At 74.8% G+C, this 12,892-nt stretch carries 12 protein-coding genes and 1 pseudogene; 5 read left to right on the top strand and 8 right to left on the bottom strand.

Annotated features, from left to right (window positions below; all coding sequences use genetic code 11):
* Window positions 1–53: 53 nt before the first annotated feature.
* The 5 genes from ACZ34W_RS10485 to ACZ34W_RS10465 form a co-directional block, all read right to left on the bottom strand.
* The gene (locus tag ACZ34W_RS10485) at window positions 54–791 is read right to left on the bottom strand and encodes a hypothetical protein (RefSeq protein WP_465603121.1); all 738 of its coding nucleotides are present in this window, start codon (window positions 789–791) and stop codon (window positions 54–56) included.
* Between the two features lie 118 nt (window positions 792–909).
* A complete protein-coding gene (locus tag ACZ34W_RS10480; protein WP_465603119.1) occupies window positions 910–1,509 on the bottom strand; it encodes a nucleoside triphosphate pyrophosphatase in 600 nt (199 codons plus the stop codon).
* 82 nt (window positions 1,510–1,591) lie between these two features.
* On the bottom strand, window positions 1,592–1,717 hold the full coding sequence (gene mmpB / locus ACZ34W_RS10475) for a morphogenic membrane protein MmpB (protein ID WP_329487969.1): 126 nt from the start codon (window positions 1,715–1,717) through the stop codon (window positions 1,592–1,594).
* A 126-nt stretch (window positions 1,718–1,843) separates the two neighbouring features.
* Complete coding sequence (locus ACZ34W_RS10470; RefSeq protein ID WP_093861821.1) at window positions 1,844–2,065, bottom strand: acyl-CoA carboxylase subunit epsilon; 222 nt, start codon at window positions 2,063–2,065, stop codon at window positions 1,844–1,846.
* A 24-nt stretch (window positions 2,066–2,089) separates the two neighbouring features.
* Entirely contained in the window at window positions 2,090–3,682 is a 1,593-nt protein-coding gene (locus tag ACZ34W_RS10465; protein ID WP_329487968.1) for an acyl-CoA carboxylase subunit beta, read from the bottom strand.
* A 236-nt stretch (window positions 3,683–3,918) separates the two neighbouring features.
* Between ACZ34W_RS10465 and ACZ34W_RS10460 the strand changes: the two genes are divergently transcribed.
* The 4 genes and pseudogenes from ACZ34W_RS10460 (at window position 3,919) to ACZ34W_RS10445 (ending at window position 8,793) form a co-directional block, all read left to right on the top strand.
* The gene (locus ACZ34W_RS10460; protein WP_465603116.1) at window positions 3,919–4,812 is read left to right on the top strand and encodes a biotin--[acetyl-CoA-carboxylase] ligase; all 894 of its coding nucleotides are present in this window, start codon (window positions 3,919–3,921) and stop codon (window positions 4,810–4,812) included.
* A gap of 169 nt (window positions 4,813–4,981) precedes the next feature.
* Window positions 4,982–6,106 (top strand): adenylate/guanylate cyclase domain-containing protein, encoded by a 1,125-nt coding sequence (locus ACZ34W_RS10455; RefSeq protein WP_329487966.1) that lies wholly within the window; start codon window positions 4,982–4,984, stop codon window positions 6,104–6,106.
* 413 nt (window positions 6,107–6,519) lie between these two features.
* Window positions 6,520–7,662, top strand: a pseudogene (locus ACZ34W_RS10450) (GGDEF domain-containing protein); the annotation flags it as partial.
* 765 nt (window positions 7,663–8,427) lie between these two features.
* The gene (locus tag ACZ34W_RS10445) at window positions 8,428–8,793 is read left to right on the top strand and encodes a hypothetical protein (protein WP_465603114.1); all 366 of its coding nucleotides are present in this window, start codon (window positions 8,428–8,430) and stop codon (window positions 8,791–8,793) included.
* Window positions 8,794–8,844: 51 nt separating this feature from the next.
* Here the strand turns inward: ACZ34W_RS10445 and ACZ34W_RS10440 are convergent, their stop codons facing one another.
* Together ACZ34W_RS10440 and fdhD are read right to left on the bottom strand one after the other, a co-directional pair.
* Window positions 8,845–9,441, bottom strand: a complete 597-nt coding sequence (locus ACZ34W_RS10440; protein WP_396485514.1) for a TetR/AcrR family transcriptional regulator — start codon at window positions 9,439–9,441, stop codon at window positions 8,845–8,847.
* Between the two features lie 118 nt (window positions 9,442–9,559).
* Window positions 9,560–10,384, bottom strand: a complete 825-nt coding sequence (gene fdhD, locus ACZ34W_RS10435; protein ID WP_465603111.1) for a formate dehydrogenase accessory sulfurtransferase FdhD — start codon at window positions 10,382–10,384, stop codon at window positions 9,560–9,562.
* A 324-nt stretch (window positions 10,385–10,708) separates the two neighbouring features.
* On the opposite strand from fdhD, the gene hutH reads away from it, so the two are divergent.
* Complete coding sequence (gene hutH / locus ACZ34W_RS10430; protein ID WP_359803632.1) at window positions 10,709–12,292, top strand: histidine ammonia-lyase; 1,584 nt, start codon at window positions 10,709–10,711, stop codon at window positions 12,290–12,292.
* Between the two features lie 31 nt (window positions 12,293–12,323).
* On the opposite strand, the gene ACZ34W_RS10425 is transcribed toward hutH, so the two are convergent.
* A complete protein-coding gene (locus ACZ34W_RS10425; protein ID WP_352295420.1) occupies window positions 12,324–12,737 on the bottom strand; it encodes a hypothetical protein in 414 nt (137 codons plus the stop codon).
* Between the last annotated feature and the right edge of the window lie 155 nt (window positions 12,738–12,892).

Raw genomic sequence — 12,892 nt, 5'->3', positions numbered from 1 at the left:
TCCCGTGCGGACGGTGACGGGGCGGCGCGGCGACGCGGTGGCCTTGGCCACACTCACCCCGCGGGGGCCGCGGAGCCGGCCCGCTCGCGGGCCGGCGCGGTGATGTCGGCGGCCAGTTCCACCACATCGGGGCCGTAGGCCTTCGGGTTGACGACCTTCAGGACCAGGGCGAACGAACCGTCCTCACCGTACCGGCGGGCGAGCCGGCGGTGGTTGGCGACGAGGTAGCGGACGCCGGCGTGGTTGGCGATGCCGGTCTGGCCGGATATCAGGAAGACCGGGCGCCCGCCCTCGGGGGTGGCGAGGCGCGCCAGCAGGGCGTACACCTCGGTGTCCCAGTCGACGGTGAAGGTCCGGTCGCCCACCACGATGACGTTGTTCGGGCCCTCCGAGCCGTTGGTGACCGTCACTCCGGGCAGTCCCCAGGCCAGGTGGGCGGCCATCCGCTCGTTGCTGCTGGGGCCGCCGAAGCAGAACTCGGTCTTGGTGCCCAGGCCGCGGTGGACGACGTCGTGCGCGACCAGGTCGGTCCGCGCGTCGCACTCCTTGACCAGTGCGGCCAGCTCCATCAGCGCGTAGGCGTCGCGCCGGGTGACCGTCCGGGCGTGCGCCCCGACCCCGACGCTGCGGTTCACCACGATCAGGCACTCGCTGCCGGCCGGCAGGCCGAAGAAGGCGCGGACCCGCTCCAGCCGCCGGCGGCGGCGCAGGTTCTGCGCGAGCCAGGCGAGCGCGGCACTGATCGCGCTCGCCACCAGCCCCAGCAGCACGTTGAGCAGACTGTCGGTCATCGGCCTGTCCCCTCCCCGTTCGAACGGCGGCGGTCAGCCTAGCGGGCTCCCGCGAGGGCCACGGGGACGGACGGTGAGGGGACCGGTCGGTCCTCGTGGCGGGGGAGCCGGCGGCGGATCAGGCCCAGAGGTCGGTGATCCGGACGCCGAGGTCGGCGAGCAGTCGGCGGAGCAGCGGCAGGGAGAGGCCGATGACGTTGCCCGGGTCGCCGTCGATGCCCTCGACGAACGGCGCCGAGCGGCCGTCCAGGGTGAACGCGCCGGCCACGTGCAGCGGCTCGCCGGAGGCGATGTAGGCGGCGACCTCGTCGTCGTCCGGGGTGCCGAAGCGGACGGTGGTGGAGGCGGTGGCCGAGGACTGCTCGCCGGTGGCGGTGTCGATCACGCAGTGCCCGGTGCGCAGCACCCCGGACCGGCCGCGCATCGACTGCCAGCGGGCGAGGGCCTCGGCGGCGTCGGCGGGCTTGCCGAGCGCCTGGCCGTCCAGCTCCAGCACCGAGTCGCAGCCGATCACCAGCTCGCCGCCGGTCAGCTCGGCGGCGACCACCTTGGCCTTGGCCTCGGCGAGGACGAGGGCGAGCTCGGCGGGGCTCGCGGCGGTGATCGCGTCCTCGTCGACGCCGCTGACCACCACGCGCGGGTCGAGGCCCGCCTGGCGCAGCAGCCCGAGGCGGGCGGGGGAGGCGGAGGCGAGGACGAGGGCGCGGCGGTCGGTCATGCCCACCAGGGTAGGGGGTGGGCCGCCGTCGCTCCGCCCGCCTGCCGGGGGCCGGTCCGGGCGCCGGTCAGACCATCACCGGTCAGACCATCAGCAGGACGGCGATCAACAGGAGGCAGGCCGCGAGCACATGGCCGGCGCGGCGGAGCCTCTCCTGCAGTCGGCGGGCCTCCGGGGAGGGCTCGTCGCGGGGGTCGGACCAGAGCACCTGTCCAGGGTGCGTCGCGCCGCCGTGGTGACGCCTGAGTACGCGTACTCAGCTTTCGGGGCAATCCGGGCGCGCGAAGGGGGTGGGCCGCCGGACGGGCCGGCCTCCCACCCCCTCCCGGCGGTGCTAGCCGGCCCAGCCCGAGGTGCGCCAGGCGTTGACGCCCGGGCGGGGGGTGGCGCGCAGCCGGCGGGCGCGGTCGTTCCAGGCGGAGTCCGGGCCGGCGCCGGCCCGGCGGGCCGCCTCGGCGGCCGCCTGCGCGGCGGCGGCCCGGGACTGGACCACCGCCAGGACGGTGGCCAGCTCCTCGGGGGTCGGCTGCCCGTGCAGCACGTGGATCGGGGCCATGGCTCAATCCTCTCGCGGCAGCGCTTACAGGGGGATGTTTCCGTGCTTCTTCGGCGGCAGCACCTCACGCTTGCCGCGCAGCGCGCGCAGCCCGCGGACGATGTGCCGGCGGGTGTCGCTCGGCGCGATGACGGCGTCCACGTAGCCGCGCTCGGCGGCCAGGTACGGGTTGAGCAGGGTGTCCTCGTACTCGGAGACCAGCTCGGCCCGGCGGGCGTCGACGTCGGCGCCCGCGGCGGCGGCCTCGGCCAGCTCGCGCCGGTAGACGATGTTGGCCGCGCCCTGCGCGCCCATCACCGCGATCTGCGCGGTCGGCCAGGCCAGGTTGAGGTCGGCGCCCAGGTGCTTGGAGCCCATGACGTCGTACGCGCCGCCGAAGGCCTTGCGGGTGATCACGGTGATCATCGGCACGGTGGCCTCGGCGTAGGCGTAGATCAGCTTGGCGCCGCGGCGGATGATGCCGTCCCACTCCTGCTCGGTGCCGGGCAGGAAGCCGGGCACGTCCACGAAGGTGATCACCGGGATGTTGAAGCTGTCGCAGGTCCGGATGAACCGGGCGGCCTTCTCGCTGGCGTTGATGTCCAGGCAGCCGGCCAGGTCCATCGGCTGGTTGCCGACGATGCCGACCGGGTGGCCCTCGACCCGGCCGAAGCCGGTGATGATGTTGCCCGCGTACAGCGCCTGGGTCTCCAGGAACTCGCCGTCGTCCAGGACGTGCTCGATCACCGTGTGCATGTCGTACGGCTGGTTCGCCGAGTCCGGCACGAGGGTGTCGAGTTCGAGGTCCTCGTCGGTGACGGAGAGGTCCGCCTCCTCGGGGAAGGCCGGCGGGTCGGAGAGGTTGTTGGAGGGCAGGTACGAGAGCAGGCTCTTGACGTACTCGATCGCCTCCTTCTCGTCCGCGGCCAGGTAGTGCGCGTTGCCGGACTTGGTGTTGTGGGTGCGCGCGCCGCCCAGCTCCTCCATGCCGACGTCCTCACCGGTGACGGTCTTGATCACGTCCGGGCCGGTGATGAACATGTGCGAGGTCTGATCGGCCATCACCACGAAGTCGGTGATCGCGGGCGAGTACACCGCGCCGCCCGCGCAGGGGCCCATGATCAGCGAGATCTGCGGGACGACCCCGGAGGCGTGCACGTTGCGGCGGAAGATCTCGCCGTACAGGCCGAGCGAGACCACGCCCTCCTGGATCCGGGCGCCGCCGGAGTCGTTGATGCCGATGACCGGGCAGCCGGTCTTCAGCGCGAAGTCCATCACCTTGACGATCTTCTCGCCGAACACCTCGCCGAGCGAGCCGCCGAAGACGGTGAAGTCCTGCGCGAAGACGGCGACCTGACGGCCGTCGACGGTGCCGTAGCCGGTCACCACGCCGTCGCCGTACGGGCGGTTCTTCTCCTGGCCGAAGTTGGTCGAGCGGTGCCGGGCGAACTCGTCGAACTCCACGAAGGAGCCCTCGTCCATCAGCTCGACGACGCGCTCACGCGCGGTCAGCTTCCCCTTGGCGTGCTGCTTCTCCACGGCCTTGGCGGAGCCGGAGTGCACCGCCTCGTCGATCCTGCGCCGCAGGTCGGCGAGCTTGCCGGCGGTGGTGTGGGGGTCGTACGGGGCCTCGGTCATCGGGTGGGCTCTCCCTGATCCATGGGCCGCGGCCTGTTCGGTGGTACGCGCGTCTGGGCGGGGACACGCGCATGAGGGCAGGGCGGCGCAACGAACTACCGTCGAGTAGCGTAGCCAGCACCGGGGCTTTCCGGTTATGGCCAGCGACACAGTGTGTCAACGCCCGTTCTGCGGGACGATATGGCGGCCTACGGCCACCGCGCGGCGGGCGGGGCGAAACCCCTAGTCTCGTGGTCATGACCGACTCCGACACCCCCCGCCGCAGTGGACTGCGCGGCTTCGGCCACGCCGGGCCGTCGCCCTGGACCGATCTGGACCGGCCGCCGCTGGACGCCGAGGCGCTGCGCCGTGACCTCGTCCGGCCGGGCGGGTTCTGGACCGCGCTGGACGTCGTCACCGAGACCGGTTCCACCAACAGCGACCTCACCGCCCGGGCCGGGGCCGGCGCGCCGCAGGGCGCCGTGCTGGTCGCCGAGGCGCAGAGCGCCGGGCGCGGGCGGCTGGAGCGGCAGTGGACGGCGCCGCCCCGGTCGGGGCTCTTCCTCTCCGTCCTGCTTCGCCCGGACGAGGTACCCGTCGAGCGGTACGGCTGGTTGCCGATCCTGGTCGGCGTCGCCGCGGCCGCCACGCTGAGCCGGGTCGCCGAGGTCGAGGTCGGCCTGAAGTGGCCCAACGACCTCCAGGTCACCGTCGACGGCGCGGAGCGCAAGCTCGGCGGCATCCTCACCGAGCTCAGCGGCGGCGCGGTGGTGGCCGGCCTCGGCCTCAACGTGTCGCTGCGCGAGGGCGAGCTGCCCGTCCCGACCGCCGCCTCGCTGCTGCTGGCCGGCGCCGCGGTGACCGACCGGTCCACCCTGCTCCGCGCGCTGCTGCGCGAGTTCGCCGTCCTCTACACCGAGTGGACGGCCGCGGCCGGCGACCCGCACGCCAGCGGTCTGCTGGCCGCCTACGCGGACCGGTGCACCACGCTCGGCCGTCCGGTCAAGGTCCACCTGCCGGGCGACCGCGAACTCGTCGGCGAGGCGGTGGCGATCGACGGCGACGGCCGGCTGGTGGTCCGCACCCCCGACGGTGCACGGCGTCCGGTGGGCGCGGGAGACGTCGTCCACGTGCGCCCCGAGCCGCGCTGAGCGGCACTCTTCACCTCTCCTTGACCCGGGCGGATGCCCCGGATCGCGGGATTCCGTGCGAACATTCCACCTGGCAGCAGTGTGAGGCGCGCCACTGCCCGGCGGGTGGCGGGCGCGTTCGGACAGGCAGGACACGAGGCAAGTGCGGCGACCGCACGGGGACGGACCGGTGGCAGAGGACGGCGGCAACGGCGGTACGGCGGGCTCCGACGACCAGACGGTCGCGCTCGACCTGGAACGCCTGATCCTGGACGCGCCACGCCGCTACACCCCGTACCAGGCCGCGCGGGCCGCCGACGTCCCGATGGAGCTGGCCACCCGCTTCTGGCGGGCGATGGGCTTCCCGGACATCGGGCAGTCCCGGGCGCTCACCGACGGCGACGTGATCGCGCTGCGCCGGCTCGCCGGTCTGGTGGAGTCGGGCCTGCTCAGCGAGCCGATGGCGATCCAGGTCGCCCGCTCGACCGGGCAGACCACCGCCCGGCTGGCCGGCTGGCAGATGGACACCTTCCTGGAGAACCTCACCCAGTCCGTCGAGCCCGGGCTGACCCGCGCCGACGTCGCCTACCCGCTGGTCGAGCTGCTGCTGCCGGAGCTGGAGCAGTTCCTGGTGTACGTCTGGCGCCGCCAGCTGGCCGCCGTCACCGGCCGGGTGGTGCAGGCCGCCGAGGACACCGAGATCACCAGCGGCCGGCTGGCCGTCGGCTTCGCCGACCTGGTCGGCTTCACCCGGCTCTCGCGCCGGCTGGAGGAGGAGGAGCTCGGCGAGCTGGTCGAGACCTTCGAGAACACCTGCTCCGACCTGATCGCCGGCCAGGGCGGCCGGGTGATCAAGACCCTCGGCGACGAGATCCTGTACGTCTCCGAGGACCCGGGGACGGCCGCCGAGATCGCGTTCAGCCTGATCGAGGCGCTGGCCGAGGACGACACCATCCCCGCGCTGCGGGTCGGCATGGCCTTCGGCACCGTCACCTCGCGGATGGGCGACGTCTTCGGCACCACGGTCAACCTGGCCAGCCGGCTCACCTCGATCGCCCCGAAGGACGCGGTGCTGATCGACGGCGAGTTCGCGGCCGCGCTGGAGCAGAACGGCAGTGTCGCCCCGGCCGACGCGGACGGGCCGGGGCTGGCCGAGGCGCTGTCGGCCGCCTCCGGACTGCCCGCCTCCGGGCTCCCGGTGCCGGCGCCGGACGCGGGGCGCCGGTTCAGCCTCCAGCCGATGTGGCGCCGGCCCGTCCGCGGGCTGGGGCTGGTCGAGCCGTGGCTGCTGTCGCGGCGGCCGCGCGGCGAGTAGCGGGCGCCGCCCCGGACCGCCGGGCTCCCGGAGGCCGCGGGGAGTACCCGGCCGCTCACGGGGTAGGCGGACGTCCGGGCAGGGCGCGGCGGAGTCCGGGCCGGTGGCACGGTCACCCGGCGGGGCCGGTGGCCGTCGTCCGAAAGCCGTACGGCTGAAACCGGTCCGGCCGGGCGGATCCGTGCGGGCAAACGGGGCATAACCGAGCGAAACCGCCCTAGTCTTGGTGCAGGCGGACGGGTCCGGTTCGCGGTGGGTGAGCCACCGCGCCGGACGGGACCGAGCACAGGGAACGGGGCGAGCCGGTGGGCAGTGAGGCGATCACGACGGACCGCGGTTGCGTGTGCGACCGCCCGGAGCTGCCGGCCGCCCCCGACCCGCGGCTGACGTCCGTGGTGGAGCTCGCCCAGGACATGGCGGGGGCGCTCACCCCGCTGGAGGCGGTCCGCGCGGCCGCCGTCCGCGCCACCGAGGCCCTCGGCGCCACCATGGCGGCCGTCTCGGTCTGGGACCGGGAGTCCGGCCGGCTGCGGGTCCTGGTCAACTACGGAGAGCTGGCGCCGGGCGAGGAGGAGCTGCCGGAGGACGAGTCCTACCCGGTGGCGGACTTCCCCGAGATCGTCACCTACCTGGAGGAGCGCTGGACCACCGGACGGCTGCCCCGCGCCTGGCTGCAGAGCGCCGAGAACACCGAACTCCACGCCGGGCACGCCCACCCCACCGCCGGGGCCTACTGCCAGGAGCGGGCCGCGGCGCTGCGCCGGCGCGGCCGGGGCTGCTGCGTGGTCGCCCCGATCGTGCTGCACGGACAGGCCTGGGGGGAGCTCTACCTGGCCAGGTCCACCGGGACGGCGGAGTTCACCGAGGGCGACGCCGAGTACGCCACCCTGCTCGCCGCCCAGATCTCGGCCGGGCTCGCGCAGACCGAACGCCTCGCCGACCTGCGCAAGCTCGCCTTCTCCGACCCGCTGACCGGGCTGGCCAACCGGCGGGCGGTGGACGCCCGGCTGGAGAGCGCACTGGAGGCGCACAACCGCGACGGCACGGTGGTCTCGCTGGTGGTCTGCGACGTCAACGGCCTGAAGCGGGTCAACGACCAGCTCGGACACGAGATGGGCGACCGGCTGCTGGAGCGCTTCGCCCACCAGCTGTCGCTGGCCGCCGCCAGGCTGCCCGGCAGCCTCGCCGCCCGTCTCGGCGGCGACGAGTTCTGCCTGCTGGTGGAGGGCCAGAAGGCGGACGAGGTGGTCGCCGTCGCCGAGGAGCTGTGCGCGCGGGCCCTGGCGCTGGCCGAGGGCGAGGGCGTCGCCTGCGGGGTCGCCTCCACCGGGGACTCGATCGGCCCGGTCACCACGCCCGACCGGCTGTTCCGGCTCGCCGACGCCGCGCAGTACCGGGCCAAGGCCGCCCGCGCCGCGCACCCGGTGGTGGCCGGCCGCAGCCACGGCCCCGGCCTGTCGCCGGACCCGACCGTGCTGCTGGCCGACGCCGCCGATCCGCACCACCGGGCCGACGGCCGGGGGCGCGTCCCGGGCCGGCCGGGCGCCGGCGACCGGCGGCGGTTCCGCGGCGCCGCGCACAGCGCCGACCCGGGACAGCTGCTCACCGCCGTGCTCGCCGCCCTGGACCAGCGCGGGGTCACCCGCTCGGTCCACCCCGCCGACACCATCGGCAAGCTGGCGGTGGTCGCGGAGACGGCCTCCCGGCTGCTCGACGCGGTCGGCTGGTGGGTCTCCTACGTGCCGCCCGGCTCGCACCTGATGCGCACCGCCCAGCACGCCGTGTACCGGATGACCAGCGGACCGAGCAGCTCGCGGGCGGAGACCCAGCGGGCCCAGATCGAGGCCCCGGACGCCGTCTTCGACCTGCGGCACTACCCGATGACCCGGCAGGCGGTGCGCGGCGGGTCCTTCGCGCTGCGCGCGGGCGCGGCCGGGAACGACCCGTCCGAGGAGGCCATGCTGGTGGTCAGCGGCTACCGGGGGATGGTCGCGGCGGGCGGCCAGAACCCGGCCGGCGGCTGGCTGGTGGAACTGTTCGCCGACGACGCGACGCTGCCGCTCGGACAGGTCGCCAGCGCGATGCGGGCCCTGGTCGCCGTGGCGCTCTCCGGCCCGGCCTCCCCGCCGCCGGGCTGAGGCGGGCCCGGTTCGTGGACGGACCGGTTGGGGGGCTTGTGCCGGTTCGGTGACCGGCCTGTTCCGAGCCGGTCGCGGTCCGGTGCGGAGGCTGCCGCGGGGCTGGGCGGCGAGCCCCGGACGTGGGATGGTATCCGCCGTCGGCGGGCCACGGGGGCCGGGCCGGAACGGGGGTCGAAACCCATGCGCGCTCGTCTGACGAGCCTTGTCCTCTCCGCGGTGCTGGCGCTGGGCGGTGCCACGCTGGCAGCCGCCCCGGCGGCCGAGGCCGCGCCGCGCGCCGCCGCGGTCAGCACCGTCGCCGGTTCCGCCGCCGGTTCTGCCGCCGCGGGGGGCGCCGTCCAGGCGGCCCAGGCGGCCCCGGCCGTGGCCGGGCAGCAGGACGGCACCCGGCTGGCCGGGTCCAAGGACAAGTCGAAGTCGAAGAAGAAGAAGAAGGGCTTCTTCGGCAAGATCATCGGTGTGGTGATCGGCATCGTGGTGGTGCTGATCGTGATCGCCGTGATCATCGCGGTGGTCGTGATGCTCCGCCGCCGCAACCGGCAGTAGACCGCGCGGGCCCGTGGACCCGGTGGGTCCACGGGCCGGCCGCCGGACCGGTCACGGCCGCAGGGCGCGCAGGACGCCCGCCACCAGACGGTCCGCGTAGGCGTGGTCGAGCGGGCCGAGGCCGTGCAGCCAGCGGTAGTACATCGGGCCGTAGAGCAGTTCGACGGCGAGGTCGAGGTCGGCGTCGGCGGCGATCTGCCCGGCCTCGCGGGCGGTGCGCAGGCGCTCCCGGGTGACCTCCAGCAGAGGGTCCAGCAGGCGCTCGCGGTACTCCCGCAGCAGGGCCGGGTCGCGCAGGTGCTCGGAGACCAGGCCGCGGCCGGTGTTGTCGAAGCCCGGGTCGGCGAGCTGGTCGGCCGTCGGCCGCAGGACGGCGCGCAGGTCGGCGGCGAGGTCGCCGGTGTCGGGCAGCGCCAGACTGCCGGAGGCGTTCTCGTTGGCGGCCTGGAAGGCGTCGAAGACCACCGCGCCCTTGGAGGGCCACCAGCGGTAGATGGTCTGCTTGCCGACGCCGGCCCGGGCGGCGATCGCCTCGATGGTCAGCTTGCCGAAGCCCACCTCGGCCACCAGTTCGGCGGCGGCGGTGAGGACGGCCTGGCGGGAGCGCTCGCTGCGGCGGGCGGGATCGGGAGAGCTGCTGCGGGTCATGGGCCCATTCTAGGGCGCTGGCGAAACGATACGTCTCGTCTTGCTGGAGGATCGGACCGAGCCCGCACGCTCCGGGGCGGGTCGGCTCTCCGAGGCGGGGCGGGCGGTGGTCGGCCGGTCAGCCGCTGACCCGGTCCGGGCGGGTGTAGACGTTGGCGCGTTCGCCGCGCAGGAAGCCGACCAGGGTCAGGCCCAGCTCCTCGGCGAGGTCCACCGCGAGGGAGGACGGCGCGGAGACGGCGGCCAGCAGGGGGACGCCCGCCAGCGCGGCCTTCTGGGTCAGCTCGAACGAGGCGCGACCGCTGACCAGCAGGACGTGCCCGGTCAGCGGCAGCCGGCCCGCGCGCAGCGCCCAGCCGACCACCTTGTCCACCGCGTTGTGCCGGCCGACGTCCTCGCGGGCGCAGAGCAGCGCGCCGCTCGTCCCGTCGAACAGCCCGGCCGCGTGCAGGCCGCCGGTCGAGTCGAAGGTCCGCTGGGTGGCCCGGAGCCGGTCCGCCAGCCCGTACAGCAGGGCCGGGGGGACGGTCAGCGGGTCGTCCCCGACGGGGTGGCGGACGTGGGTGCGGACGGCGTCCACCGTGTCGCGGCCGCAGAGGCCGCAGGCGCTGGTGGTGAGCAGGTTGCGGTGGGCGGAGAGCGGGAGGGCGCGGGCGCCGCGCAGGGCCGCGTCCACCACGTTGTAGGTGTTCGCGCCGTCCTCGTCCGTCCCGGCGCAGTAGCGCAGGGCCGCGAGGTCCTCGGCCGTGTGCACCAGACCCTCGCCGACCAGGAAGCCGGCCACCAGGTCGAAGTCCTGGCCGGGCGTGCGCATGGTCACCGTCAGCGGCTCGCCGCCGACCCGGATCTCCAGCGGCTCCTCCGCCGCGAGGGCGTCCGGTCGCGTGCTGCGGCCGTCCCCGTGCAGCCGCACCACTCGCCGCCGTGCCGTCGCCCGCGTCATCGGTCCTCCGCCTCCGTGCCGTCCGTCGACCCCAGCGTGCGGTATCGGGGTGGCGCTTCGGAAATCGGGGTGGGGCCGGTGGCCGGGCGCCGGTGGGGGCGACTCGTGGGGCGGGCGCCCGTCACCTGATCGGCGATGCCGCGAGGCGGCAGGCGCCCGCCGTCGGCGAGGGTGGCGTGGAGGTCCCGGCCGGGCCGTCGGCGCCGGCGCGCCCTCCGGCGGGACGTGGAGGGCGGCCGCGGCCGGCTCCGTCCGGCGGGCGGGAGTCCGCCAGGTGGGATCCACTGGTTGTCATATCTTCATTCAGCTGGTGTGATGATGCATATGGATATGCACAGTGCTGTGGCCCCCGATGCGCCCCTCGTCCAGGTCGGCAAGGCCGACGTCAGCGCCGAGGACGTGCTGGCCGTCGCCCGGGGCAACGCCCGGGTAGAGATCGGTCCGGACGCGCTCGCCGAGATGGCGACCGCGCGGGCCCGGATCGAGGCCCTCGCGGCCGAGCCGCGCCCCGTCTACGGCGTCTCCACCGGCTTCGGCGCGCTCGCCGTCCGGCACATCAGCCCCGAGCTCCGCGCCCAGCTGCAGCGCTCGCTGGTGCGTTCGCACGCCGCCGGGATGGGCCCGGCGGTGGAGCGCGAGGTGGTCCGCGCGCTGATGTTCCTGCGGATGAAGACGCTGGCCTCCGGCCGGACCGGCGTGCGCCCGGTGGTCGCCCAGACCATGGCCGCCATCCTGAACGCCGGCATCACGCCGGTGGTCCGCGAGTTCGGCTCGCTCGGCTGCTCCGGCGACCTCGCCCCGCTCTCGCACTGTGCGCTGGTCCTGATGGGCGAGGGCGTGGCGACCGGCCCGGACGGCGTCGACAAGCCCTCCGGCGAGCTGCTCGCCGCGGCCGGCATCGAGCCGGTCGAGCTGCTGGAGAAGGAGGGCCTGGCCCTCATCAACGGCACCGACGGCATGCTCGGCATGCTGGTGATGGCCATCGCCGACCTCCAGCGCCTGTTCACCACCGCCGACATCACCGCCGCGATGACCCTGGAGGCGCTGCTCGGCACCGACAAGGTGCTCGCCCCCGAGCTGCACGCCCCGATCCGCCCCCACCCCGGCCAGGCGCTGAGCGCCGCCAACATGCTGGCCGTCCTCAAGGGCTCCGGCCTCACCGGCCACCACCAGGACGACGCCCCGCGCGTCCAGGACGCCTACTCGATCCGCTGCGCCCCCCAGGTCGCCGGCGCCGGCCGCGACACGGTGGCCCACGCCGCCCTGGTCGCCTCCCGGGAGCTGGCCGCCTCGGTCGACAACCCGGTGGTGCTGCCGGACGGCCGGGTCGAGTCCAACGGCAACTTCCACGGCGCCCCGGTCGCCTACGTGCTGGACTTCCTCGCCATCGCGGCCGCCGACCTCGGCTCGATCTCCGAGCGCCGTACCGACCGGCTGCTGGACAAGGCCCGCTCGCACGGCCTGCCGGCCTTCCTCGCCGACGACCCGGGCGTGGACTCCGGTCTGATGATCGCCCAGTACACCCAGGCGGCCCTGGTCAGCGAGAACAAGCGGCTCGCCGTGCCGGCCTCGGTCGACTCGATCCCGTCCTCCGCGATGCAGGAGGACCACGTCTCGATGGGCTGGTCGGCCGCCCGCAAGCTGCGCCAGTCCGTCGAGAACCTCGGCCGGATCCTGGCCGTCGAGCTGACCGCCGCCTCCCGCGCGCTGGAGATCCGCCGGCAGGCCGACGCCAGCGGCACGCCCTCGCCGGCGACCCTCGCCGCGCTGGCCGTCGCCCGGGAGGCCGGGGTCGGCGGCGCCGGCCGCGACCGCTTCCTCTCGCCGGACCTGGAGGCCGCCGCCGCGCTGGTCGCCTCCGGCGAGCTGGTCCGGGCCGTCGAGAAGGTCACCGGGCCGCTGGCCTGACGAGGCCGCCGCCGCCCGGGGCGGGCGGGAGTCAGTCCCACTCGCCCCGCGGCGGCCGGGCGCGCTTCTCCTCGCGCCGGTCGGCGGCGATGGCGGCGTAGTTGACGCCGACGATGCCGGCCCAGCAGACCAGCAGGCCCATGAAGCCGTTCGAGCCGCTGGTCGCGATGCCGGTCAGCGGGATGCCGAGGACCAGCGAGATCAGCGGCAGCTTCGAGCCGGAACGGCCGAAGGAGCGCCGGCGCAGGTGCTCCGCCGGGCCGTAGCCGTCGAGCCGCTCCGCCACCCGGCGCTCCACCCGGGCGTCGAGGCGGGCGTCCAACCGGGCGTCCAGCCGGGCGAGGAACGAGTCGACGATCTCCGACTCGTACTCCTCGCCCAGCTCCTTGCGGGTCTGCAGAGCCGCGTCGAGGTCGCGTCGCAGTTCGTCCTGGCGTGTGTCCATGGCGCTCAGCCTGGTGCAGCGCCGGGGCTCCAGTCCATCGGTTCGCGCCGGGATCGGGGCGGATCAGGGGGAAATCAGGGTCACCCGGAGGGGTGATCCGCACCGCCGGGGGGTCTCATCGGGCGTCCCGGCGTACGAGACGTCTTTGCCAGCGG

Source organism: Kitasatospora sp. NPDC022856 (genome assembly GCF_055561235.1).
The sequence above is the reverse complement of the archived record's forward strand: the minus strand, read 5'-3'. Positions and strand labels throughout refer to the sequence as shown.